Raw genomic sequence first — 23,221 nt, forward strand, 5'->3', positions numbered from 1 at the left:
GCATCGCTATGTAACATGACGCTGGCCCACAGTCATGACATGGCGCCAGGCGCGTGACCGAATGGGTCGGCCGCCTGGACACTCCCCTTGCCTGTCGTGACTTTCCTGACGTATCGAATCTGATTCTTGCCCCGGACTCATCCGCGCAAGGTCTCTGCACAGGAGGAAAGATGAACTCCATGCTGCTATCCGCGTCCGGCGGCGCCACGCCGGATGATCAGACGCCGGTGGTCTATGTGGTCGATGACGACGAGTCGATCCGCTTCACCTTGCAGAGTCTGGTGCGTTCGGTCAGGCTGCGGGTCCAGACCTTCGACTCGCCCGCCGAATTCCTCGCCTTTCCCAAATACGCCGTGCCGAGCTGTCTTGTCCTCGACGTGCGCCTGCGCGGCGCGAGCGGCCTGGCGTTCCAGACCGACCTGGCGCGCCATGGCGTGCACATGCCGATACTCTTCATGACCGCCTACGGCGACATCGAGATGACCGTCAAGGCCATGAAGGCGGGCGCGCTCGATTTCTTCGAGAAGCCCTTCCGCGACCAGGACATGCTCGACGCGATCGCCGATGCACTGAAGCGCGATGCAGCGCGCCGCGCATCCGACGCGGCGCTGGCGGTCGTGTTCTCGTCATTCGAGTCACTTACGTTGCGCGAGAAGGACGTCATGCAACGCGTCGTCGCGGGCATGCTGAACAAGCAGATTGCCTACGACATGAACCTCAGCGAAGTCACCGTGAAGATCTATCGCGGACAGGTCATGAGGAAAATGGCTTCCCGCAATCTGCCCGATCTGGTCCGCAAGGCAGAGGTGCTCGGCATCGGACACGCGCGCGACGTTCAAACGGTCGTGCCGCTCGTCGCGCTGGATGCGATCGGGCGCGTCGCCGCTCCGCCGACGGCGCATCACGGTACGGTATAGCCGGCGCTTCACGCCAGCGTGTATTGCTCGATCACCGAGGCAAGGATCATCGCGTGCCCGTTGCACACGCTGGTGGTCCGGATCGGTGCATAGACGAAATCGCCTGCCGCGATCGACTCGCCACTGATTGCACACCGCCCTCGCTTGCGCGCGCGCCGGATTCTCCACGACTGATCGCAATAGCTGCAACGGGTCGGGTCGCGCCAGTAGATCGTGGCGGTGGTCGGCGTGGGGCGTTCTATCACGCTCACCACCAGCCCGGCGCCGCATGGATCGGCGCTCTTGTCCGGCAGCCCGCACACCGCGTGTCGCGACGCGGCGAGACCCGCCGGATTCATGCACGATCGCATCATCACGATGGTCCGTGACCACGCATCGATGGTCTTCATCAGGTCCGACATAACCAGGCTCCTTGAGCGCGCAGCCATGTTTGAGCCGCCGTCACAGACTGGCGGCTTGAAGAATCGCGTCCGCAAAAGCACGGGGCGCCTCCTGCGGCAGGTTATGGCCGACGCCGCCCGCTATCGTGTGGTGGACATACTTGCCGCTGAACTTCCGTGCGTAAGCCGCCGGTTCCGGATGCGGCGCGCCGTTTGCGTCGCCTTCCAGTGTCACGGTGGGCACCTGAATGGCGGGTGCGGCGGCCAGCCGTTGTTCGAGCGCGTCGTATTGCGGCTCGCCTTGCGCGAGGCCGAGGCGCCATCGATAGTTGTGAATCACGATGGCGACGTGATCGGGATTGCGGAACGCGGCGGCCGAACGCCGATAGGTTGCGTCGTCGAACGACCAGCGCGGCGAGGCGAGTTGCCAGATCAGCCGGTTGAACGCATCCAGGTTCGCCGCATAACCCAACGCGCCACGCTCGGTCGCGAAATAGTATTGGTACCACCATTGAAGTTCGGCCGATGGCGGCAGAGGCTTCCGGTTCGCGTCCTGACTGCCGATCAGATACCCGCTGACTGACACCAGCGCCTTGACGCGCGCGGGCCAGAGTGCGGCGACGATGTCCGCGGTGCGCGCGCCCCAGTCGTAGCCGCCGAGCACGGCCTGGTCGATGCCGAGCGCGTCCATCAGGGCGACGAGATCGAGTGCGGTGACGACCTGCTGTCCGTTGCGCGGTGTGTCGGACGAGCGGAAGCGCGTGGAGCCATAGCCCCGCAGATACGGCACGATGACGCGATAACCGCTCGATGCAAGCAGCGGCGCGACTTGGGCATAGCTGTGAATATCGTAGGGCCAGCCATGTATGAGGATCGCCACGGGGCCGTCAGGCGGACCGGCCTCCGCATAACCGACATTCAGCGCGCCTGCATCGATCTGGTGGATCGCTTCAAACGTCCCGGAGGCTTTCGTTTGCGCCGGCTGTGCGCTGAGCCTGGACGACACACCGCATGCCACCGCGCCCGCCATGGCGACAGCCGCACCGAGCGTCCGGCGGCGTTGCGTGCTGATGATGTCGTCCATGTCTCGCTCTCCGCATCGACCTGTTTAACAGTCTACGAAGAGCGGCCGGGATTGGCAGCTTGCCATTGGTATTCCCGCATCGTCGGTTGATATAGCCGACGCATCCCATGGTATTTCGCCAGTTCAGCAGCACGCCTGCCTAAGTCATGGCAGCACCGCGCCGGCGCTTTCCATTGTCTTACGGAAGCTCATCCGACGCGTGTCGGCAATCGCTCGCGGGTCGAACTGTTCGTCCAGCATGACACCCCAGATCTTGCGCATCTGCATGCCGATGTTGCCCGCATCGTACAAGGGGAACACGGCAGCTTCGCGCAGGAACTTCTCCATCGGATGCTGCCTGTCGAGCGCATTGACACCCATCACCTGAAGCGCCCGGAACACCGCGCCGAACAGCGCTTCTCCGCAGAACACCTTCGCCATCGCGGCGACAGCGTGGCCGTCCGAATCGAACTGATCGAGATAATGTGCCGCTTTCCATGAGAACGCCCGGCAGGCCTCGATCTTCATGGCGATCTCCGCGAGCATGTAGCCGACTGCCTGGTGATGAATCATCGGCACGCCGCCGCCCGCGCTGCGCGTCTTCGACCAGTTCAGCGCGAACTCGTAGGCCGAGCGCGCCACGCCCACCGCCGCAATCGCCGCCACCGGCCCCGACCACGTGAATGCCTTGCTGATGACAAGGTCGCCGTCTCCCACCGCAAACACATTCTCTTCGGACACACGGCAGTCCGAGAACGTCATCGCATTGTTCTGGCACAGACGATGCCCCAGCTTCGAAATGGGTGGGGCATAACTGACGCCTGCCGTTCCTCGCGGGACGATGATCGCGCTGAGTCCCTCGCGACCGCCTTTTGAAGTATCGGTACGCACGATACAGACGTTCACGTCCGCGCCCTTCAAATCCCAGCCGCCCGCATTGCACGGCCAGTACTTGGTCCCGTTCAGCACATACTCGCCGCGCCCCTTGTCATGCTTCGCGATCAGGCCGATGCCTGCCGGACTCGCCGCCGGGTGATCGAAGTTCGCCGTGCCGCCGGTTTCACTGACCGCCTCGCTGACTGTCCATCCGGCGATATATTCCCCGCGCGGGTCGCTCGTTGCCTGGGTGAGCCACTTCTGCTTCTGTGCGTCCGACCCGAACCAGACAAGCGGCATGAGCGCGAGTCCGTTCACCAGCAGCACGGTGGCGAACCCCGGGTCGACGGCCGTGATTTCTTCTGCGACGATCTGCAAATCCAGATTGCTGATCCCGCCGCCGCCGTACGCCTTGGGCAGGAAGCCCATGGCAAAACCGAGCTTGTAACACTCGAGATAAGCGCTCTTCGTGATGGCGAACGCCTTCTGCGTGTCAGGCTCCTCGTCCGCCCGCCTGACCACCGGCTGAAGAATTTCGATGGCGAATTCGCGGGCATTTTTCTGCAACTTCCGTTGCGGGCCGGTCAGTGTGAAGTCGATTGGCATGAGATGAGCCCCTGACGTCCAGATCGTTTCAGGCATGACGAGCGTACGCTCGCTCCGTGTATTTCGATGACGTTGCCCACCGCGTGCGCTTCATCCGACGCCTTCCGCAAGCGACGGCGAATAGACAGCCTGATCATCGAGGGCGGCACGTGGATTGAATCGTTCGTGCGCCATGATGCCGCGCACGCGGCGCCGTTGCGCGGCCATGTTGCCGCTGTCATAGATGGGCAGCAGCGCGGCATCGTGCAAATGTCTGCTGAAACTGAATTCGTCGTCGCCGGTACGCGCGCCCACCAGCTGCATGCACCTGAACACGCAGTCGAACATCATCTCCGTGACGTTGATCTTGCACATCGCGCCGAAGATTTCGCCGTGCTGGTCATGTTTGTCCAGATAGTCGGCGGCGCGCCACGCAAAGTAGCGCGCCGATTCGATCCTGGCCGCGACCTCGCCCAGCACATTGCCGACATTCTCGAACCGGCTGAGCGGTGCAAGCGAGCTGCCCGCATGACGTTTCGAGAAGCGCAGGGACACTTCATACGCCGCGCGCGCCACGCCGGCCGCCGCAATGGCCGCCATCGGTCCGAACCAGGCGAAGTTGCGGTCGATGACCCGATCGCCATTGCTCTGGCTACCCGGAAGCAGATTGTCTGCGGCGACTTCGGCATCGTGGAACTCGATAGTGGCGCTCGTTCCCATTCGATACTCGTCCCGTGGCGCCGCATGACACGCAATGCCCGATGTGCCGCGTTCCACGACGATCGCGGAAAGACCTCTCGGGCCGACAGTTTGCCCGTCGGTGCGCACGATGACGGTCTGGGTATTGGCGCCGAGTCCATCCCATCCCGCCGCCGACGACCACTTCTTGCTTCCGTTCAGTACGTAGTGGTCGCCGCGACGGGTTGCGGTCAGAGTGATGTCGGACAGCGAACGGGGATCATCGATGTCATTCACCGCGTGCGTCGATTGATGCGGCTCGGCCGCCGTCCACGCGCCGAGATACTGTTCGCTGGGATCCGACGTGGCCGCACTGACGAAGCGTTGCTTCTGGTCTTCGGTCCCGTACCAGATGACCGGCATCAGTCCGAGGCCATTGCACAGCACGGTACAGGCGAATCCTGGATCGATGGCGGCAATCTCTTCCGTCGCGATGGTGAAGTCGAGACAGGAATAGCCGCCGCCGCCGTATGCGGCCGGCAGCATCGCCGTGGCAATGCCTTGCCGATAGGCTTCGATATACGCTGGTTTCTTCTTTACGAATGCGGTGGTCAGATCGGATTCGTGCTCGGCCTGGTAGAGCAAAGGGGCGAGGACGTCCTCGGCGAACGCCCGTGCTCGCAATTGCACGGCTTTCTGCGCCGACGACATGGTGAAGTCAATGGCCATCTTGTGCCTCTTGATAGAAGCAGGTCACGCGTGTCACTGGGGCGAGTTACACGCGGCCTGTGGCATCAAGATAGGCACAGCTTTTGGCAGGCGCAATAGTCAAAAGTGTTGAAAGGCTCGACTGTTACAACTTCGTCGTGCAAGTGGGGCTGCGACTGAAGAATCGCTCTGTGAGCTTACGGAAACGGCTTGAAGCGAAAGCGGCAGGCTTCTCCGCCGCGTTGCATGCAGGCCTGGTGTTCGACCTCGGTGCCCATCAGCCCGGTGAGAAAGCCGATATCGAAACGGCACACCTCGGGATAGTCTTTCGTCAGATCATGGTAGACACAGTTGGTGCACTCCACGCGCGATAGCGTGGACACACGGTCCGGACCAATCTCCATGGCCCGGAAGCCTGCCTCGTTCATGATCTTCACGGTCTCGGTTACGCGCTCGGAACGCGTCTTCCCGACCAGACGCGGAATCATGCTCGCCGACGTCCTGACGCCCAGATCGAACATGTAATGGTCGAGCCGCTCGGTGCCGAGCTCATCGCGTAGCGTCGACACGAGCAACGCGGAAAACCACGAATACTGCTTGGGAAACTGATTGGTGCCCTCTTGCGTGAGGACATAGACCTGAACCGGCCGGCCGCCGGTTTTTCTGGGAACGCCTTTCTCGATGAAGTTGCGGCGTTCCAGCGCAATCAGATGCTGGTTGACCGCTGTCCTGCTCAAGCCGACGGCCTCGATGATTTCATCGACCGTCAAACCGCTCTTGCGCTGGAGCAGGATGTCCAGAATGCCCTGACGGGTGCTGGACAACGGATCGGTAGCCATGTCGATCGGAGGTCGTTTGGGAAGGGCCATGCGACTGACACAAGGATATACCCTTCTTCGAAGCGACATCAGTACAACATGGCTCAATGCGGCAGTTCGTTCGCAACCTTCGCGACGCCGGCGGCCGCGCACACTTCGTCCTTGTCGCCGCCCGGTGCGCCGCCAATGCCGAGGGCGCCGATCATCTCGCCGTTGACCTTGAACGCCACGGCGCCCGGCAGCGCCATGACGTTATGAACCGTCGCAAGCTGCGGCGCATAGGGACTGGTCTTCATGAGTTCGAAAAAGCCGCTCGACCGGTCGAAGCCGAATTCGGGGCCGAGCGTGACCACAGTGAATGCCTTTCGGAAACTGGATTCGGCGGTGTGTACCGTGGCCTTGTCGCCGCGCAGCACGAGTTGCGGCACGCCGTCCATGTCCACGACAGTCGCGGTCACCCAGTAATGCTTCTGCTCGCACACGCGCAGCGCTTCCTGTGCGGCATCGAGCGCGACCTTCAGCGGCAGGCTATAGCGCCAGCCTGATTTTCCTTCGTCCTCCGCATGGCCTGTCATGCCGATGAAAAGCTGGCCGCAGACAAGCGCGGCGGATGCAAGGCGTTTCATAGGTTCTCCACATTCGACCCGTGGCCATGCAGGAACGTGTTCGATCAGGCGTTGAGCAGCTTGAGCAATTCCTTCGCGGTCGGGCCCGACGATGCCGGGTTTTGCCCGGTAATCAACCGCCCGTCGGTCACCGTGAGGACGTCCCAGTTCTTCACCTTTTCGAAGCGTCCGCCCAGACGCTTCAATTCATCCTCGACCAGAAAGGGCATGACCTTCGTCAAGCCGACCGCTTCTTCTTCGTCGTTGGTGAAACAGGTGACACGCTTGTCCTTCACCAGCGGCTGGCCTTCGAATGTCGCGTGACGAAACACGCACGGCCCGTGGCAGACAGCGGCCACCGGCTTGCCGGCGTTGTAGAAGCTTTCGATCAACGCAATCGAAACGGGATCCTCGGTGAGGTCCCACATCGGTCCGTGGCCGCCCGCGTAGAAGATCGTGTCGTGATCTTCTGCCCGCACGTCGGAGAGCTTCACGGAGTTGGCGAGCACCTTTTGAGTATCGGCATCCTTCTTGAAGCGTTGCATCGTGTCGGTCTGATTGTCGGGATCGTCGCTTCTCGGGTCGATCGGTGGATGGCCGCCCTTCGGCGATGCCACGGTCACCTCGACACCCGCGTCCTTGAACGTGTAGTAGGGCGCGGTGAATTCTTCGAGCCAGAAGCCAGTCGGTTTTCCTGTATTGCCAAGAATATTGTGTGACGTAAGCACGATGACGGTCTTCATGTTCGATCCTTCAAAGGAAGCGTTGCGAAGGCGAGCGCGTCGTATCGACGCGGCCGACGCCTCCATTAAAGGCGAAGCAACAGCCAGCACCATCAGACAATGGTTTTGCGGCGGCATCTGCTGGTATAGCGGCGGTGCGTCATGGTCATCGCACGAGCCACTCAACGCATCGACACCGGCTCACCCGCCCCACGCGCCGACACGCCCCCCGCCCTCGCACTTCTCGCGCGTGCGTCCTGCTTCAGCCCCCAGATCCACGTCACCGCGAGACAGGGCAACAGCGAAGCAATCGAATATCCGACGCCCGCAAGCGGATTCCCGGTCAGGTTGACAAGCGAGAGACTGATGAGCGGAAGGAATCCACCGAACACGACATTGCCGAGTTGCTGCGCCAGGCCGAATCCGGTCGTGCGGCTCTGCGGCGGAAAGCACTCGGCGATGAACGCAGGCAGCGGCGCCATGATCATCGCAGTGAGAATCGCAAGCACCGCGATCAGCAGCGACACCGACACCCACTGCGCCGAAGCCACACTCGACCGGATGCCCGCGAACGCCGGATAAACCGCCGCGATCCACAGCACGATGCCGATCAACATCACGCGCGCCCGCCCGATCGCATCGGACAGTTTGCCGAACACGGGATAGAGCGGCGCCGCGATCAAGATGCCGAAGCCGAGGCACAGATTGGCCTGCATCGGCTCGACCTTGAGTACGTTCTGCAGGAAATACAGCATGTAGACGATCGACGTATAGAGCGAGACCGACGTGCCGCCCTGCGCGCCGAACATCGCGACCAGGATGGCTTTCCACGATGTACGGCTCGACAGCGTCTCCTGCAACGGCCGCTTCGACAGGCGGCCCGCTTCCTTCATCTCGGCGAAGACCGGCGTCTCCGTCATGCCGAGCCGGATCCAGGTCGCGACGGCCACGATCGGCGCGGAGATCACGAACGGCACACGCCATCCCCATGAAGCGAAGCTTGCTGCGTCGAGCGACAGCCGCAACGCGCCCACGACAACGAGCGCAAGCAGCAGGCCGATGCTCGCCGTGCTTTGCAGGACACTGGTTGCCGCGCCCTTGCTCCCTTCCGGCGCATGTTCCATGACATAGACGACGGCCGAGCCGTACTCGCCGCCGAGCGCGACGCCCTGCACGATGCGCAGCGTCAGCAACGCGATGGGCGCGGCGACGCCCGCTACGGCATAGGTCGGCAGGCAACCGATACCGACCGTGGCGATCCCCATGATGGCGAGCGTGATGACGAAGGTTTTCTTGCGGCCAATGCGGTCCGACATTGGACTGAAGATGACAGTGCCAAGCGGCCGCGCGACATAGGCGATGCCGAAGGTCGCGACACCCACGAGCGCCGCGACGGTGCTGTCGGTGGAAGGCAGGAAGAGTTTCGTCAGGGTCGCCGTGAGCGCGACATAGACGAAGAAGTCGTAGTACTCGAGCATCGTGCCGAGACTCGATGTCGCGATGATCCGTACCATGCCGGGACCACGATGATGCGCGTGAGGTCGGGTTGTCATGCTTGTCTCCATCGTTGATTGTGTGCGTCCGCGTCACATGCGGGACGCCTTCTGCCGCGCCTGCTGCTCCAGAAAACCGGACACCGCCTGCTTGTGCTCGCTGCCGCACAGGAGGATGGCCTGCATGTTCGCCGCCAGTTCGAGCGACGCGGAGAGCGTGCCGTGCGCCGACTCCTGCACGAGCTTCTTTGCCATGCGCAACGCGCGGGGAGGATTCGCCGCGATCCGCAAAGCGAGCGCACGCGTTTCGTCGTCGAGTGCGGCATCGGGATGAACGTGGGCGACAATGCCCAGGCGCCGCGCCGACTCGGCATCGACGAACTCGCTGGTGAGCGTCAGTTCGAGCGCCTTCGCGGGCCCGACGATGCGGGACAGGAACCACGCGCCGCCGATCCCCGACACGAGACCGAGCCGGAGAAAGCTCTCCGCGAACACGGCCCGCACGCCTGCCAGCCGAATGTCGCACATCAGCGCGAGGTCGCAGCCCGCGCCCACCGCCGCGCCATTCACGGCGCAGAGCGACGGCACTTCCATCGTGCTCAGCGCCCGCGTGATCCGGTGCAGGCCATGGCGCAAACGCTCGCGCACCGCTTCGACGCCGCCGTCCATCAGATCCTTGCCGCTCTGCATGTCCTTGACGTTGCCGCCCGTGCAGAAGTGCTTCGACGACGAACGCAGCACGACACACTGCACGTCGTCCCTGCTGTTGACGCTTTCGAGCACGTCCGAAAGCGCCGCGGTCATGGCCAGCGTGAGCGCATTGCCGTTCGATGGTTCGTCGAGCGTGATGGTCATTACGCCCGCTTCAACGGCGTGGCGCACCAGCGGCCTTGCGCTTGCATCAGGTTCCCTATCCTGCACGGTCTGTCTCCTCATCCTTGCTTCATCGATTGACAAAACGGGCGGTGCGCCGCTCAAGAAACGCAGCCATGCCTTCTTTCTGGTCCGCCAGCGAAAAACCCGCATGAAACAGACGCCGCTCGAACAACAGCCCTTCCGCCAGCGACGACTCGAAGGAACGATCGACAGCCTCCTTGACCGCCACGATCACCGGCAGCGAATGCCGGGCGATCTGCTGTCCGATCCGCAACGCTTCCTCGATCAGCGCATCCGGCTCGACGACTTTAGAAATCAGGCCGCACGCCAGCGCGTCGGACGCCGGGAGCGCTTCGCCCGTGAGGCACGCGAGCATCGCAGTCGACTTGCCCGCCGCGCGTGGCAAACGCTGCGTGCCGCCCGCGCCCGGCACGATCCCGAGCTTGATTTCGGGCTGGCCGAACAGCGCATCGCGGGCAGCGATGACGATGTCGCACATCATCGCCAGCTCGCAGCCGCCGCCGAGCGCGTAACCCCTGACCGCCGCGATGAGCGGTTTGCGCAGCCTGCGCAGGTGATCCCAGTTCCGGCCGATGAGGTCTTCGGAGAACGCCGTCGCGTAGTCGAGCGGCGCCATTCCGACGATATCCGCGCCCGCCGCGAAGGCCTTGTCCGATCCGGTCAGCACGGTCGCATGCACGGCGGGGTCCGCCTCGATGCGCTGCATTGCGCTGACGAGCGCGTCGATCAGCGCGTCGGTCAGTGGGTTCAACGGGTTGCCGGAGGCAAGCCGTACGAGCGCGACGCGGCCATGCAGTTCGGTGTGTACGATGGGTTGTTCCATTTCCATGCGAGCGCTCCTAGACCGTTCCGGCATGCGCCGCGGCGGCGCGGATCACGCCGGCATTGAGCAAGGCGGCGATGGTTTCTTCGTCGAAGCCGTACAGGCCGAGCATGTCGAGCGTGTGCTGGCCGGTCACGGGCGCGGGCGTTTCATCGCATGCGGGAGGATCCGACGGCCCGAGCGCAAACCCGTGTGTCCTGATGCACCCCGCCACCGGATGCACGACGGTGCGCGCAATCCCGCTCTGCCGATACTCCACCGACTCCATCACCTCGCTATAGGTCGTGACCGGCGCGCAGAGAATGTCCCTCGCCGAGAGCAGCTCGATCCACTCGGCCGTGGTCCGCTGCTCGAAGCGCGCCGCGAGAATCTCATGGAGTTCGGCGCGATGCCGCACGCGCGCGTCATTGCTGGCGAAGCGCGCATCGGCTTCGAGTTGCGGCGCGTCGAGCAGCTCGCACAGCGCGCTCCAGCGTGCCGTGTGATAGGCGACGACCATCATCCATCCGTCGCGCGTGGGAAAGGCTTCGTTCGGGCAGGCATAAGGCGCCGCGCTGCCGACCTTCTCCGGCTCCGAACCCGAAGCGAAGAACGCGGCGAAACCGATCTGCTGCAGCATCAGCGTCGCGTTATAGAGGCTCACGTCGAGGTGCTGGCCCTTGCGCTGCGCACGCGCTGCATGCAGTGCGCCGAGCACGGCGATGGCGGCGAGATAGCCGCCGATCATGTCGGCGACGGGCACCGGCACCTTCAGCGGATCGCCCTGCGCGGTGCCGAGCGTGCTCATGAGTCCGCTCACGGCCTGAATCACACCATCGACACCCGGCCGGCGCGTGCTCTCGCCGCGCTGCCCGAACGCCGAGATCGAGCAATAGACCAGTTGCGGATTGAGCGCGTGGAGCGTCTCGTAGCCGAGTCCCATCGACGCCATCACGCCGGGACGAAAGTTCTCGACCAGCACATCCGCCTGGCGCGCCATCTCGGCGACGGTGCGGCGCCCCGCGTCGGTCTTGAGATCGATCGCCACGCTGTACTTGCCGCGATTGACGCTCATGAAGGCCGGGCTGACGCCGTTCACCCACGGCGGCCCAATCTGTCTGCCTATCTCGCCGCCTGGCGGCTCGATCTTCACCACGTGCGCGCCGAGATCGGCGAGCGTCATCGAACATACGGGGCCGGCCAGCACGTGCGAGAAATCGAGCACGCGAACGCCTTTCAAGCTGTCTCGGATCATGTCGTTGTCCTGTCTCCGGGTTCGACGTTGCATCGAACCATGGCCGCAGATTAGAGTTGCGCGACCGGCGGAACAATCGACTTTTTGGAAACGAGGCTTTGACTTTTTGTTAAAGGGTGGCGTCCGTCTTCACGAGCGACACCAGCCAGTCGCGGAACGTCGTGAGCGCCTCGGACGCGTGCCGCGCCGGCCAGGCGAAGTAGTAGGTATAGGCGCCCCGGTCCAGCTCGAAACGAAACGGCGCGACCAGTTGTCCGCTATCGAGCTCGGCGCGCACGAGCGCTTTCTGCGCGACAGCGACACCATGTCCTTCGATGGCCGCCTGATACGCCAGCAAGGAGGTCTCGTAACGCATCTCGCGGCGGCGCGGATCGCGTGCGAAGCCGGCTGCTTCCATCCAGATGGCCCAGTCGTCGGCGCGAGCGAGCGAATGCAGGAGCGTCTCGCCGGTCAGCTTGCTGCGCGCGCGGATCTTGCGCGAGGGCGCCGCGACCGGCACGAGTTCGTTGGGAATGAGCCGCTGCACGGAGAGGCCGGGCCAGCGGCCGTCGCCGAGCTGGATGCCGCCGTCGATGTCCTCGCGCCTGAAATCCAGCGGCGCCGATGACGTGGTGAGCTGCACGTCGATATCCGGGAACTGCCGATGGAAACTCGCGAGCCGTGGAATCAGCCAGCGCACGGCGAACGTCGCGGGCGAGCGGATCTTGAGCACATGGGAGCGTCTGCCGGCTGTGCGAATGCTGTCGGTGGCCTGGCGCAGACCGGCGAACAGCGGCATCAGTTCGGCGAGATAGCGCGCGCCCGCCGACGTCAGTTCAAGCCGTCCCCTGACGCGTTCGAACAGTTGCAGCCCGAGAAAGCCTTCGAGCGCCTTGACCTGCCGGCTCACCGCGGCCGGCGTGACCGCCAGCTCGCTTGCCGCCTTGGAGACGCTCAACGTGCGTCCTGTCGCTTCGAATGCCCGGATCGCGTTGAGCGAGGGAAGAGTGACGGCACGGTTCATGAGCGGTTTGCGCGGGTCTGACGTGACGGTTCGGAAATTTTTTCAGCGGGCGCGAGCCGGGCGATGAAGCGATCGCGCCAAGCCCGTCTCGCGCGGCCGTCCAGACGTTACCATGGCGGCCGCGCAGCGCCTGATCTCGCCTCAAACCCGAACGCCTGCGCCTGCGGGACTCAATCTTGCTACAAGTTTGCCTCTGAAAAAATCGCTTAAATGCGCTAATGTCGGCGTCCGCCGCACACTAAAGATCGCTGATGGCTTCGATGGACTTGCTGCGTCTCAACCTAACCGACCAGGGGATCCCGGCGACGCTCGACGCGGGCGCCGCCGCCATGGTCAGCCGGAGTGCGCGCAGCATCATCAGCCGGATCGAGTCGCCGGACGTTAGCCTGATTCTCAAAGAGACCGTTGCCGGCATCGATGACGTCGGCGCAATCGCCTCCTTGCGACATGAGCACGCGCTGCTGGACGGTCTGGATCTGCCGGGCGTCGTCAAAATGGTGGGACTCGCCGGCAATCACAGCCGGCTCGCGCTGGTGATGCACGACGGCGGACCGTTCAACCTCGCTGATCGGCTGTCGACCGGCCCCATGGCCATCGACGATGTGCTCGACATCGCCGTGCAACTGGCCGAAGCAGTGGCCGCGCTGCACGCGAACAAGATCGTCCATCGGAATATCAACCCGGCGAACATCGTGCTCGATTCGGCCCAGCGGCTGACGCTGGTCGATTTCGCCATCGCGACCACGCTGTCCAAGCTTGCGGTGGAGCGCACCAGTCCCGCGTTGCTCGAAGGCGCGCTGCGTTATCTCTCGCCGGAGCAGACCGGACGGACGGGACGTTCAGTCGATCTGCGCGCCGATCTCTATTCCGTCGGCGCCACGCTCAACGAAATGCTGACCGGCTCGGCGCCCTTCGCCGCTGACGATCCGGTGGAACTGGTTCATGCGCATCTGGCCCGCCGGCCACGGCCGCCGCATGAACTGCGCGCGGACGTGCCGCTCGCGCTGTCGCATATCGTGCTCAAGCTGCTGGAGAAAGAGCCCGAGTTGCGCTATCAGACCGCCGAAGCGCTGGCCGCCGACCTGCGTCACGCGCGTGCGCAATGGCAGGCGACGGGCGCCATCGAACCGTTCGCGCTCGCCCGGCATGACGTGCCGCGCGAATTCAAGATCGCCGAGAAACTCTACGGCCGCGCCGATGAAGTGCGCCTGCTCGACGAAACCTTCGCCCGCGTCAGCGCCGGACAGCGCGAACTGGTGTTGATCACCGGTGAACCGGGCGTCGGCAAGTCCGCGCTGGTGAGTTATCTGGAGCGGCCCGTCGTCGAGCGTCACGCGCGTTTCATCGCGGGAAAGTTCGACCAGCTTCAACGCAGCGTGCCGTATACCGGCATCGTGCAGGCTTTCCGGATGCTGGTGCGGCAGATCCTGTCGGAATCCGAAGCCGCGCTCGCGGTCTGGAAACAGGAGATCCAGGACGCCGTGGCGCTCAACGGCCAGGTCTTGATCGACGTGGTGCCCGAAGTGCAGCATGTGATCGGACCGCAAGCGCCGGTTCCGGCCTTGGCTCCAGGCGAGTCCGTCAGCCGGCTCAACCTCGTCTTCACCGCGTTCCTGGGCGTGTTCGCCAAGGAAGCGCATCCGCTCGTGCTGTTCCTCGACGACCTCCAATGGGTCGATGCCGCGTCCCTCCAGCTGATCACGCGCTGGATGAGCGATGGCGACCACCGCTTCCTGTTCATGCTCGGTGCGTACCGGGACGAGGAAGTCGGCTTGTCGCATCCGTTGAACCTGACGCTGGCCGCCATTCGCAGCGGCAACGCACATCTGCTCGAACTGCATCTCGGGCCCATGCGTGGCGAAGACGTGGAGAGCCTGATCGCCGATGCGCTGAATCAACCGCCCGAGGAAGTGCGTCCGCTCGCCGATCTCGTTCTCAGCAAGACCGCGGGCAATCCGTTCTTCGTGCGTCGTCTGCTGCATACGCTGCATCACGAAGACCTCATTCGTTTCGATCAGGACGCGGGCGGGTGGCGCTGGGATCTCGTCGAACTGGAACAGGCGCCGTTGAGCGGCAATGTCGTCGAACTGATGGTGCAGACGCTGAACCGGCTGCCCGAGCCGACCCAGCATCTGCTCCAGGCGGGCGCATGTCTGGGGCATCGTTTCGATGTGAGTCTGCTCGCCGATGTCACCGCGCGCTCCGGCATGGCGGTGATGGGCGATCTCTGGCCCGCACTCGAAGAGGGGCTGCTGCTGCCGTTGCACCACGCGTACAAGCTGCCGCGCGTGGCCGGCCCGCTCGACGACAGACTGGCGAATCTGCCCGCCGTGCTGCAGTTCGGTCACGATCGCGTGCAGCAGGCGGCGTACTTGTCGATGAGCCCACAACAGCGCCGGTCGCTGCATCTGGACATTGGGCGCCGCTTGCTCGGCCGATGTTCCGCCATCCAGTCCGACGAACCGTTGTTCGATGAATCGCTGTTCGATATCGCGGATCAGCTCAATCTCGGGCAGGAACTCATCGAACGCCCGGCGGAACGCCTGAGCCTCGCGCATCTGAATCTTGCCGCCGGCCGCAAGGCGAGGACTTCCGCCGCGTATCAGGCTGCCTTCGACTATCTCGATGCCGCTCTCCGCCAGTTGCCCGAAGACGCGTGGACTGGGCACCGCGATCTGACCTTCGCGGTGCATCGCGAACTGGCGGAATGCGCGTATCTGACGGGCCGTCACACCATCGCCGAAGATCTGGCGCAAAACGCGCTCGGCCACGCGCGCTCGAAGAGCAGCCAGGCGGACCTCTGCACGCTTCGCGTGCTCGCGGCGATGGTCGCGGGAAACTCGGGCCGCGCGTTGCAGATTGGCCGTGAGGGGCTGGCGTTGTTCGCGGCGGAATGGCCGCTCGACGATCTCGACGCAGCCATCGAACGGGAAGCGGCGAACGTGCTTGCGAGTCTCGGACAGCGGCGCATCGGCGAACTGAAGGACGCGCCCGAAGTGGCGGACGAAGAGGTGCGCGCCTGCATGCGCCTGCTCTCGACGCTCGGACCGCCCGCCTACTTCAGCGGCGCCAACGACGTCCTCGCCTTCGTCACGATGAAAGGCACCGATATGGCGCTGCGCTACGGGCCGTCGGCGTCTTCTTCCTATGCCTACGTGTTCTACGGGGCGCTGCATCACGCGCGCACCGGCGAGTACGACACGGCTTACGCGTTCGGCGCGCTGGCCGTGGATCTTGCACGCCGCTTCGGCGACAGCGGCGAACTCGCGCGCACGCTCCAGGTGTTCTCGCTGGTGGTGAGCGTCTGGAAGGCGCCGCTGCGCGATACGTTGCCCTTGATGCAGGAAGGCTATGCCGCCGCGCTCAAGTCGGGCGAACTGGCTTACGCGGCCTTCACGCTCGCCGGTCTGCTGATCAACAGCCTGCCTGCGGCCGTTACGCTGAGCGACTTGCTCGAACAGTCGGAGATCGGTCTGGACTTCGTCATCACGCAGAAGAACCAGATTGCGACGTCGATCATCCTGCCGTTCCGTCAACTGGTACGCAACCTGACCGGACAGACCGCGTCGGTCACAACTTTCGACGACGCCGACTTCAACGAGCCGGACTTTCTCGCCGACGCGCACGGCAACGATACGGCCATCGGACATTATTGGGTCGCGCGTTTGCAGGCGGCCTATCTCGCCGGCGATCACGCACTCGCTCAACGCTGTTCGAGCGAGGCGAACGCCGCGTTGAAGGGCATCCAGGGGATGATTACGTCGGCGGAACACGTGTACTACACGATTCTGTCGCTGACGGCCTCCCACGATGCAACCGGCGCCGAAGCGCGTCCGTCGGTCACGGTGATGCAGCAGCAACTCGCCGTGTGGGCCATGCACGGTCCGCAGAGCTTCGATCACAAGCTCGCCTTGGTCGATGCCGAACTCGCGCGTCTCGACGGCGATGGTTGGCGCGCGTTGCAGCTTTATCGCGCGGCTATCGAAGGCGCGGAACGTGAAGGCTTCCTTCAGGACGAGGCCATCGCCCATGAACTGCGCGGGCGTTTCCTGCTGGCGCAGAATGAACCGGCTTTTGCCGCGCTGCACATTCAGAAGGCGCACGACGGATACAGCCGCTGGGGTGCGACCGTGAAGGCGCATCGGCTGACGCTGGACTACCCTGCGTTTTTCGCGGCGAAAGTGCCGGCGCTATCGTCCAGAGGCGGCGAACTCGATACGCTCGGCCTCATCAAGTCGTCGCAGGCCATCTCCGCCGAAACGGTCCAGGCGCGCTTGTACGAGCGCATCCTGCAAATCGTCGTGGAAGTCGCGGGCGCGCAAACAGGCATCCTGGTGCTGGATGCGCCAGGCTCGCTGATGGTGCGCGCCAGGGTGACGGCGGACGAAGGGCTGATTACGGCATCGGAGAGCACGCCGCTCAGCGAATGCGCGGATATTCCGCAGGCCATCCTGCGTTATGTCGCTCGGAGCAAGGAATCCCTCGTACTCGCGGATGCCGCCACCGACGGCCTCTTCGCTAATCATCCCGAAGTCCGCCAGCTCGGCACACGCTCCGTGCTGTGCGTGCCGCTGCAGCGTCAGGAGCGGTTCATCGGCTTGCTGTTCCTGGAGAACCATGCGTTTGCGAACGCGTTCACGCAGGAGCGCGTGGAAGTGGTCCAGGCGCTGGCGACGCAGGCGGTGATTTCGCTCGAGAACAGCACGCTGATCCTGCAACAGGAACGCACCGAGATTGCGCTGCGTCAGACCGATCGCCGCAAGGACGAATTCCTGGCGATGCTCGCGCACGAACTGCGCGGCCCGCTGGGCGCGATCATGAACACGGTCCACTTGCTCGACCGCCGCGCCGATGAACCCGCCGCGCGCCGTTTCATCGACATTCTTCATCGGCAGACGGGCATGCTGCGGCGTCTGGTGGACGATCTGCTGGATGTGTCGCGGATCACGAGCGGGCTGATCGAACTGAAACATGACCGGGTGGATCTGCTGCATATCATCGAGCGCGCGCTGGAAGCCGTACAGGGGTTGATGGATGCCAAGCATCACGACGTGAGCGTCACGCTGCCGCGTCGGGCGGTGGAAGTTTTTGGCGATGCTGTACGGCTTGAGCAGGTGCTGGTGAATCTGTTGACCAATGCGGCGAAATATACCGACGACGGCGGGTCCATCGCGCTGATTCTCAAGACGGACGATGGGCGCGCGCGCTTGCATCTGCGGGATAACGGCATCGGGATGGCGGCGGAAGTGCTCGAGCGGATTTTCGAGCTTTTTGGGCAGGCGGAACGGGGGCTCGCGCGATCGCAGGGGGGGTTGGGGATTGGGTTGACCATCGCGCGCAATCTCGTGGAGTTGCATGGGGGGGAGATCGAGGCTGTCAGTGCGGGGCTGGGGTTGGGGTCTGAGTTTGTTGTGGTGCTGCCGCTGGCGCCTGTTGTCGAGTTGGTGGCTGAGACTGAGCTGAAGGCGGTCCTGCCGGAGGCCGTGCGCGGCAAACGCGTGCTGGTGGTGGATGACAATGTCGATATCGCACAGTCACTGGCCATGCTGCTGGAAGGATGGGGACATCATGTCGTCACCGCCCACGATGGGCATGGGGCGCTGGAGATGGCTGAAGCCGAGAACCCGGAGGTCATCTTGCTGGATATCGGGCTGCCAGGGATGGATGGGTATGAGGTGGCAAGACGGCTCAGGGCCGATCCGCGCATGAAAGGGAAGACGCTTGCGGCGATTACCGGGTACGGGCAAACGCGCGATAAGGCCATGGCGATCGAAGCCGGGTTCGATCGGCATTTTACGAAGCCGGTGGATATTCCGGAGTTGGAGGCGTTTGTGGATGCGGTGGGGCGTGGGGGGGTGGGGTAGGAGGGCGAAAGGCAGTTGCCGACCCGTTTCGGTCGATCATGCCTCCCGAAAGCAGCCACCCACGAAATCATTTCGACAATGAGCATCCACGTTGCTGGGCCTGCAAACGCTGTGCCTTTGATCGGTGCACTCCGCTCGGAATTGTGGAAGGAAACCTGCTGCAATCATTCTGCCGGGAGTTTTATTCAGCCTTCCGTCTTGAGAACCGGAAATTGCAATGGCTCGCTCCGCCCGCCAATGTTTGCGTTCTTTCCAGGTGGATGCCCCGCGTCGCATAGTCGTCGAAATCGAGCCCACAGATGCTGGGCAGGAGTTCCTTGTCACCATGGCGAGCGGCGAACTTACAGAAACCGCAAGCCGTGTAGTTGATACCGAATTCGAAGTTCTCACCGGGGCTCGGCTCGACAAACTCGTATGCAAAGTCGTCCGGAAATGTTTCCCGATGACCTTCTGTCATGCTCATGACGGCCTGCTTGCTCAACTGGGCTCGGTTCTCTGTCGACATAAATTGGCGACCTGCAGCGAGGCGCTCTGCTTCGGGCACTGCGAGCCCTTCTGACTTCAAGGTTTCTCGCGTGACGTCGCAAATCACCGGAAGCGGCACACCATGCCGTCGGAGCACCCGGCCGATGGCCAGGAAGCCAATGAGGCGCATGAAGAAGTTGCTCATGCGATTTTCTGAGCCGCCGACATAGGGCAATTGGGTGAGCACCAAATCGAATTCAGCCATCACCGCATGCTTGACGCCTTCAATGTCCGAAAAGTGCGTGCGCTCGCGCAAGATCGGCTCAGCCAAATCGAGGCGATGGCACATGCTGGCCTCCATGGCGCTTCGCTTTGATTCGTAAAAGGGATGGACACTTTCAGTCATGGCGCACATCTCCTAACCTCGTGCCCGAAATACTGGCAGGACAGGTTGCTTACCGACTCAATATTCAATCGGTGTAAACCGCTTGCGAAAATCACAATGAGGCAGAAAAGCCTCGATCAGAGTCATTTATATTTTTCCGTACACCGATTGTCAACGATCCACGCGCTCGTGTCGGTCGTCCGCTTTTGGCCGACCTCTGCCCGACAATCAACGCAGAACCGCCCCGCATTGATGAAGAACACGCCTTGAATCCAAAAACCTCATCGCCGACCAGACACGCCGTGATATTTCTATGACGACGATCGGCGCACAACTCACGCAAAACCAAGCCCGCGAACTCCGCGAACGTGCGCGACCGAAGGGCTTGCCTGCCGACACGACTATCTGGACCTTCCCCCGACAGGCTGTCGCTAAGCTTCCGAACTGAGCCGAGCACGTCTCACAAACTCGCCTCTCTCACCCTATCCCGCAACCGCGGCACCACAAAATCCACAAACGTACGCAGTTTCAAAGGCAACCTACGCTGCCTGTCATACACGAGATGGACCGGCAGCGCCTCCGGCTCAAACCTCTCCAGCACGACACGCAACCGCTGCTGCCGTACATGCTCAGCCACCTGATAAGACATCGCCCGAACCAGACCCGCACCTGAAAGCCCAGCGTCGATTGCGGCATCGATGGTATTGACGCTCAGCCGCGGCTGTATCGGCGCGGAAATCTCCTCACCATCCGACCAGAAGCTCCACCGCGCCGACGCCGATATGCTGTCGAACGAAATCACGCTGTGCAGCGCGAGGTCCGCCGGCTCAGCGGGTTCTCCCCGCGAATCGAGATACTCCGGACTGCCGCACACCACGCGTCTGATCGAGCCCAGCCCGACCGCAATCAGGTTACTGTCCGGAAGATCCCCGACGCGCAGTGCCACGTCCACCTGATCGTCGAGAAAATGCGTGATCCGGTCGGTCAGGACGAGTCCCACGGCAACCTCCGGATAGGAAGCAAGGAAGCGCGTAACCACCGGCAGCACATGCAGCCTGCCGAACATGATGGGCGCCGTCACAACAAGGTCACCTTTCGGCTCGGCGTACTCTCCTGCCGCCGTTCGCTCCGCCTCGACCACCTGCTCGAGAATGGCCTTCGCTGACACCGCGTAAGACCGGCCGGCGGGAGTCAGTTCGAGCCCTTTCGCCGAGCGGATCAGGAGCGTGGCTCGCAGATGCGTCTCCAGGTCGGCCATCTTGCGGCTGACCGTGGCGAGCGGCACGCCCAGCCTGCGGCTCGCTTTCGAAAAACTCCCCATTTCAGCTGCGGCGAGAAACACCGCCATTGCATCGAGCTGATCCATGGCCTTCCAGAAAATGAGAGGTCGCTTCCCCATATTAGCGTCTATCGCCATTGTCCGGGAATGCGCAGACTGCATTCACGACTTAAGCACAGCTTCGCTTGAGTCAGCCCTTCAACTCGCACAGCAAGCTCACCTTCCACCGCGACGCGGAGAGCATTTTTCCTTGTTGTTTCTTCATACGGAGTTTCATCATGGCATCGATCCCGCAATCCGCGTTGTCCCAGTTCGCAGTGGCCGAACGATCCTCGGGCGCTTACATGTCACAGGCGCTGCTGAGATGGTCGCTCGTGATCGTGTTCCTGTGGTTTGGCGGCATGAAATTCACCAGCTACGAGGCGCATGGCATCGCACCGTTCATCGCCAATAGTCCGATCATGAGTTGGCTGCATGTGGCATTCGGCATTCAGGGTGCAAGCTATGTGATCGGGACGCTGGAACTGTCCACCGCGGTCGCACTCGCAGCCGGCGCATTCGTTCCCGTGCTCTCGGCGCTGGGCGCCGCCATGTCGGCCATGACCTACCTGATCACGTTGACCTTCTTTGCCACGACACCAGGTGTGGCTGAAGCAAGCGCCGGCGGCTTTCCTGCGATTTCCGCACTGCCAGGCCAGTTTCTGCTCAAGGACCTGGTGCTTCTCGCGGCGTCGTTCAGTCTTCTGGCAACGTCCTTGCCGCGCCTGCTGTCCCGGATACGTTGATTGACCCTTCACGCTGCCCGGCCTGTCCGTCGCGCAGCGTGATCAAGGACTTCAGCCACACCGCCATTCTCGAATCAGCCCACTCTGGAGGTCATCATGTTTGCGACGCCGACGTATCAAACGGTCGCTGTTGAAGATCGTCGTACAGGATCGAGCATCGATGTGTTCTATCGCGATGCCGGACACAAGGACGCTCCGGTTGTCCTCCTGCTGCACGGTTTCCCGACGTCGAGTCATCAGTATCGTGGGCTCATCGCCCGGCTCGCCGACAAATATCGTGTGGTCGCCCCCGACCTCCCCGGCTTTGGCTTCTCCGCAGCGCCTGACGCCGATGCCTTTGCCTACACCTTCGACCATCTGGCCGAAGTGGTCGAAGGCTTCACCGAGATTCTCGAACTGAAGCGTTATGCACTGTATGTGTTCGACTACGGCGCCCCCGTCGGCTTTCGACTGGCTGCGTCCCGGCCTGAGCGCGTCAGCGCGCTGATTTCCCAGAACGGCAATGCCTACGAAGAAGGGCTCAGCGAAGGCTGGAATCCCATTCGAGCGTACTGGGAAGCGGAGACAGACGAGAACCGCAACGCCTTGCGTGCGTTCCTGAAGTCCGAGACCACGTCGTTTCAATACACGCACGGTGAGTCGGACACGTCTCTGATCGCTCCTGAGTCATACACGCTCGACCAGCATTTCCTCGACCGCCCTGGCAACGCCGAGATTCAGCTCGATCTGTTCCGCGACTACAAAACGAACGTCGCGGCTTATCCCCGCTTCCACGACTATTTCCGTACCCACCGCCCACCGACGCTGGCTGTCTGGGGAAAGAACGATCCGTTCTTCTTGCCCGCCGGCGCTGAAGCCTTCCGGCGCGATCTTCCGGAAGCGGAAGTGCATTTCGTCGACGCAGGCCACTTCCCGCTGGAAACGCATCTCGACGAAATCGCGGGGATCATTCGTGCCTTTCTGGCCCGGAACGTGGATTCGACGCAAGGCGCGGCGCTGTTCGGCGCGCTCGGCGAGGCCTCGGCGCCTGCCGAGGCGAAAGAGCTGATCGATGTGATGCGCGGCGTGTTCGGCTTCGTGCCCAATCTGGGCTACGCGCTGGCCGCAGAGCCGTCGGTGCTGGGCGCGTATATCGCCATGCTTCAGGCGCTCGGCGCAAGTTCGCTCGACCCTGTCGCGCAGCAAGTCGCCATGGTCGCCGCAAGCCGCGCGAACGCCGCGGAGTACGGCATTGCCGTGCATGCAACGCTTGCAGCGAAACTGGGCGCATCGGCCGACGTCGTGCAGGCTCTGCGAAGCGGAAGCGTAATCGACGATCCCAGGCTGGATGCAGTACGCCGCTTCGCCGCCGCCATCGCGACGAATCGGACGCAGGTATCGGACAGTGACGTCAATGCCCTGAAAGCGGCAGGATTCGATCACCGCGCGATGGTCGCCATCGCTTTAGCTGCGGCTGCGAAGACACTCGTCAATACCGTGGCGCATCTGTCCCGGCCGGAAATCGACGCTGCTTTCCGGGCCGGCCAGGCTTGATCATTCGACTCGCGGGACGGCATCCCAAGTGCCGTTCCGCGATTGCGCATGGCGCATCGACCCTGTCGAGCAGCCTGAACAGCGCCTGCTTCGAACCGGAAGCATTGA

The 23,221-nt window shown here is 63.1% G+C and carries 18 protein-coding genes; 4 read left to right on the top strand and 14 right to left on the bottom strand.

Annotated features, from left to right (window positions below; all coding sequences use genetic code 11):
* Positions 1–170: 170 nt before the first annotated feature.
* Positions 171–917, top strand: a complete 747-nt coding sequence (locus QCE88_RS29975) for a response regulator (RefSeq protein WP_309908630.1) — start codon at positions 171–173, stop codon at positions 915–917.
* Positions 918–925: 8 nt separating this feature from the next.
* Here the strand turns inward: QCE88_RS29975 and QCE88_RS29980 are convergent, their stop codons facing one another.
* The 12 genes from QCE88_RS29980 to QCE88_RS30035 form a co-directional block, all read right to left on the bottom strand.
* Positions 926–1,318, bottom strand: coding sequence for a DUF3331 domain-containing protein (locus tag QCE88_RS29980; RefSeq protein WP_309908631.1), 393 nt, complete (start codon positions 1,316–1,318; stop codon positions 926–928).
* A gap of 40 nt (positions 1,319–1,358) precedes the next feature.
* Complete coding sequence (locus tag QCE88_RS29985) at positions 1,359–2,381, bottom strand: alpha/beta hydrolase (RefSeq protein WP_309908632.1); 1,023 nt, start codon at positions 2,379–2,381, stop codon at positions 1,359–1,361.
* 144 nt (positions 2,382–2,525) lie between these two features.
* Positions 2,526–3,842: an acyl-CoA dehydrogenase family protein gene (locus QCE88_RS29990; protein ID WP_309908633.1), complete on the bottom strand. Its 1,317-nt coding sequence runs from the start codon at positions 3,840–3,842 to the stop codon at positions 2,526–2,528.
* Between the two features lie 90 nt (positions 3,843–3,932).
* Positions 3,933–5,228: an acyl-CoA dehydrogenase family protein gene (locus QCE88_RS29995; protein WP_309908634.1), complete on the bottom strand. Its 1,296-nt coding sequence runs from the start codon at positions 5,226–5,228 to the stop codon at positions 3,933–3,935.
* Between the two features lie 176 nt (positions 5,229–5,404).
* Positions 5,405–6,046, bottom strand: a complete 642-nt coding sequence (locus QCE88_RS30000) for a winged helix-turn-helix transcriptional regulator (RefSeq protein ID WP_309908636.1) — start codon at positions 6,044–6,046, stop codon at positions 5,405–5,407.
* An 83-nt stretch (positions 6,047–6,129) separates the two neighbouring features.
* Positions 6,130–6,651 carry a heme-binding protein gene (locus QCE88_RS30005; RefSeq protein ID WP_309908638.1) on the bottom strand — a complete coding sequence of 174 codons (522 nt, stop codon included), beginning with the start codon at positions 6,649–6,651 and terminating at the stop codon, positions 6,130–6,132.
* Between the two features lie 44 nt (positions 6,652–6,695).
* Positions 6,696–7,373, bottom strand: a complete 678-nt coding sequence (locus tag QCE88_RS30010; RefSeq protein WP_309908640.1) for a type 1 glutamine amidotransferase domain-containing protein — start codon at positions 7,371–7,373, stop codon at positions 6,696–6,698.
* 161 nt (positions 7,374–7,534) lie between these two features.
* The gene (locus tag QCE88_RS30015; RefSeq protein WP_309908643.1) at positions 7,535–8,905 is read right to left on the bottom strand and encodes an MFS transporter; all 1,371 of its coding nucleotides are present in this window, start codon (positions 8,903–8,905) and stop codon (positions 7,535–7,537) included.
* Between the two features lie 33 nt (positions 8,906–8,938).
* The gene (locus QCE88_RS30020) at positions 8,939–9,781 is read right to left on the bottom strand and encodes an enoyl-CoA hydratase-related protein (protein ID WP_409018244.1); all 843 of its coding nucleotides are present in this window, start codon (positions 9,779–9,781) and stop codon (positions 8,939–8,941) included.
* Between the two features lie 7 nt (positions 9,782–9,788).
* On the bottom strand, positions 9,789–10,565 hold the full coding sequence (locus QCE88_RS30025) for an enoyl-CoA hydratase-related protein (RefSeq protein ID WP_309908820.1): 777 nt from the start codon (positions 10,563–10,565) through the stop codon (positions 9,789–9,791).
* A 16-nt stretch (positions 10,566–10,581) separates the two neighbouring features.
* On the bottom strand, positions 10,582–11,799 hold the full coding sequence (locus QCE88_RS30030) for a CoA transferase (protein ID WP_309908644.1): 1,218 nt from the start codon (positions 11,797–11,799) through the stop codon (positions 10,582–10,584).
* Between the two features lie 109 nt (positions 11,800–11,908).
* Positions 11,909–12,802 (bottom strand): LysR substrate-binding domain-containing protein, encoded by an 894-nt coding sequence (locus QCE88_RS30035; protein ID WP_309908645.1) that lies wholly within the window; start codon positions 12,800–12,802, stop codon positions 11,909–11,911.
* Positions 12,803–13,053: 251 nt separating this feature from the next.
* On the opposite strand from QCE88_RS30035, the gene QCE88_RS30040 reads away from it, so the two are divergent.
* The gene (locus QCE88_RS30040) at positions 13,054–18,666 is read left to right on the top strand and encodes an AAA family ATPase (RefSeq protein WP_309908647.1); all 5,613 of its coding nucleotides are present in this window, start codon (positions 13,054–13,056) and stop codon (positions 18,664–18,666) included.
* 181 nt (positions 18,667–18,847) lie between these two features.
* On the opposite strand, the gene QCE88_RS30045 is transcribed toward QCE88_RS30040, so the two are convergent.
* Entirely contained in the window at positions 18,848–19,537 is a 690-nt protein-coding gene (locus QCE88_RS30045; protein ID WP_309908649.1) for an L-2-amino-thiazoline-4-carboxylic acid hydrolase, read from the bottom strand.
* Positions 19,538–19,976: 439 nt separating this feature from the next.
* The gene (locus tag QCE88_RS30050; RefSeq protein ID WP_309908651.1) at positions 19,977–20,882 is read right to left on the bottom strand and encodes a LysR family transcriptional regulator; all 906 of its coding nucleotides are present in this window, start codon (positions 20,880–20,882) and stop codon (positions 19,977–19,979) included.
* A 191-nt stretch (positions 20,883–21,073) separates the two neighbouring features.
* Here QCE88_RS30050 and QCE88_RS30055 point away from each other — a divergent pair, with 191 nt between their 5' ends.
* Complete coding sequence (locus QCE88_RS30055) at positions 21,074–21,580, top strand: DUF417 family protein (protein ID WP_309908653.1); 507 nt, start codon at positions 21,074–21,076, stop codon at positions 21,578–21,580.
* A gap of 96 nt (positions 21,581–21,676) precedes the next feature.
* Complete coding sequence (locus QCE88_RS30060) at positions 21,677–23,113, top strand: alpha/beta fold hydrolase (RefSeq protein WP_309908655.1); 1,437 nt, start codon at positions 21,677–21,679, stop codon at positions 23,111–23,113.
* The last annotated feature ends 108 nt before the right edge of the window (positions 23,114–23,221 follow it).

This window comes from Caballeronia sp. LZ035 (genome assembly GCF_031451175.1).
In the GTDB taxonomy this organism is placed as follows: domain Bacteria; phylum Pseudomonadota; class Gammaproteobacteria; order Burkholderiales; family Burkholderiaceae; genus Caballeronia.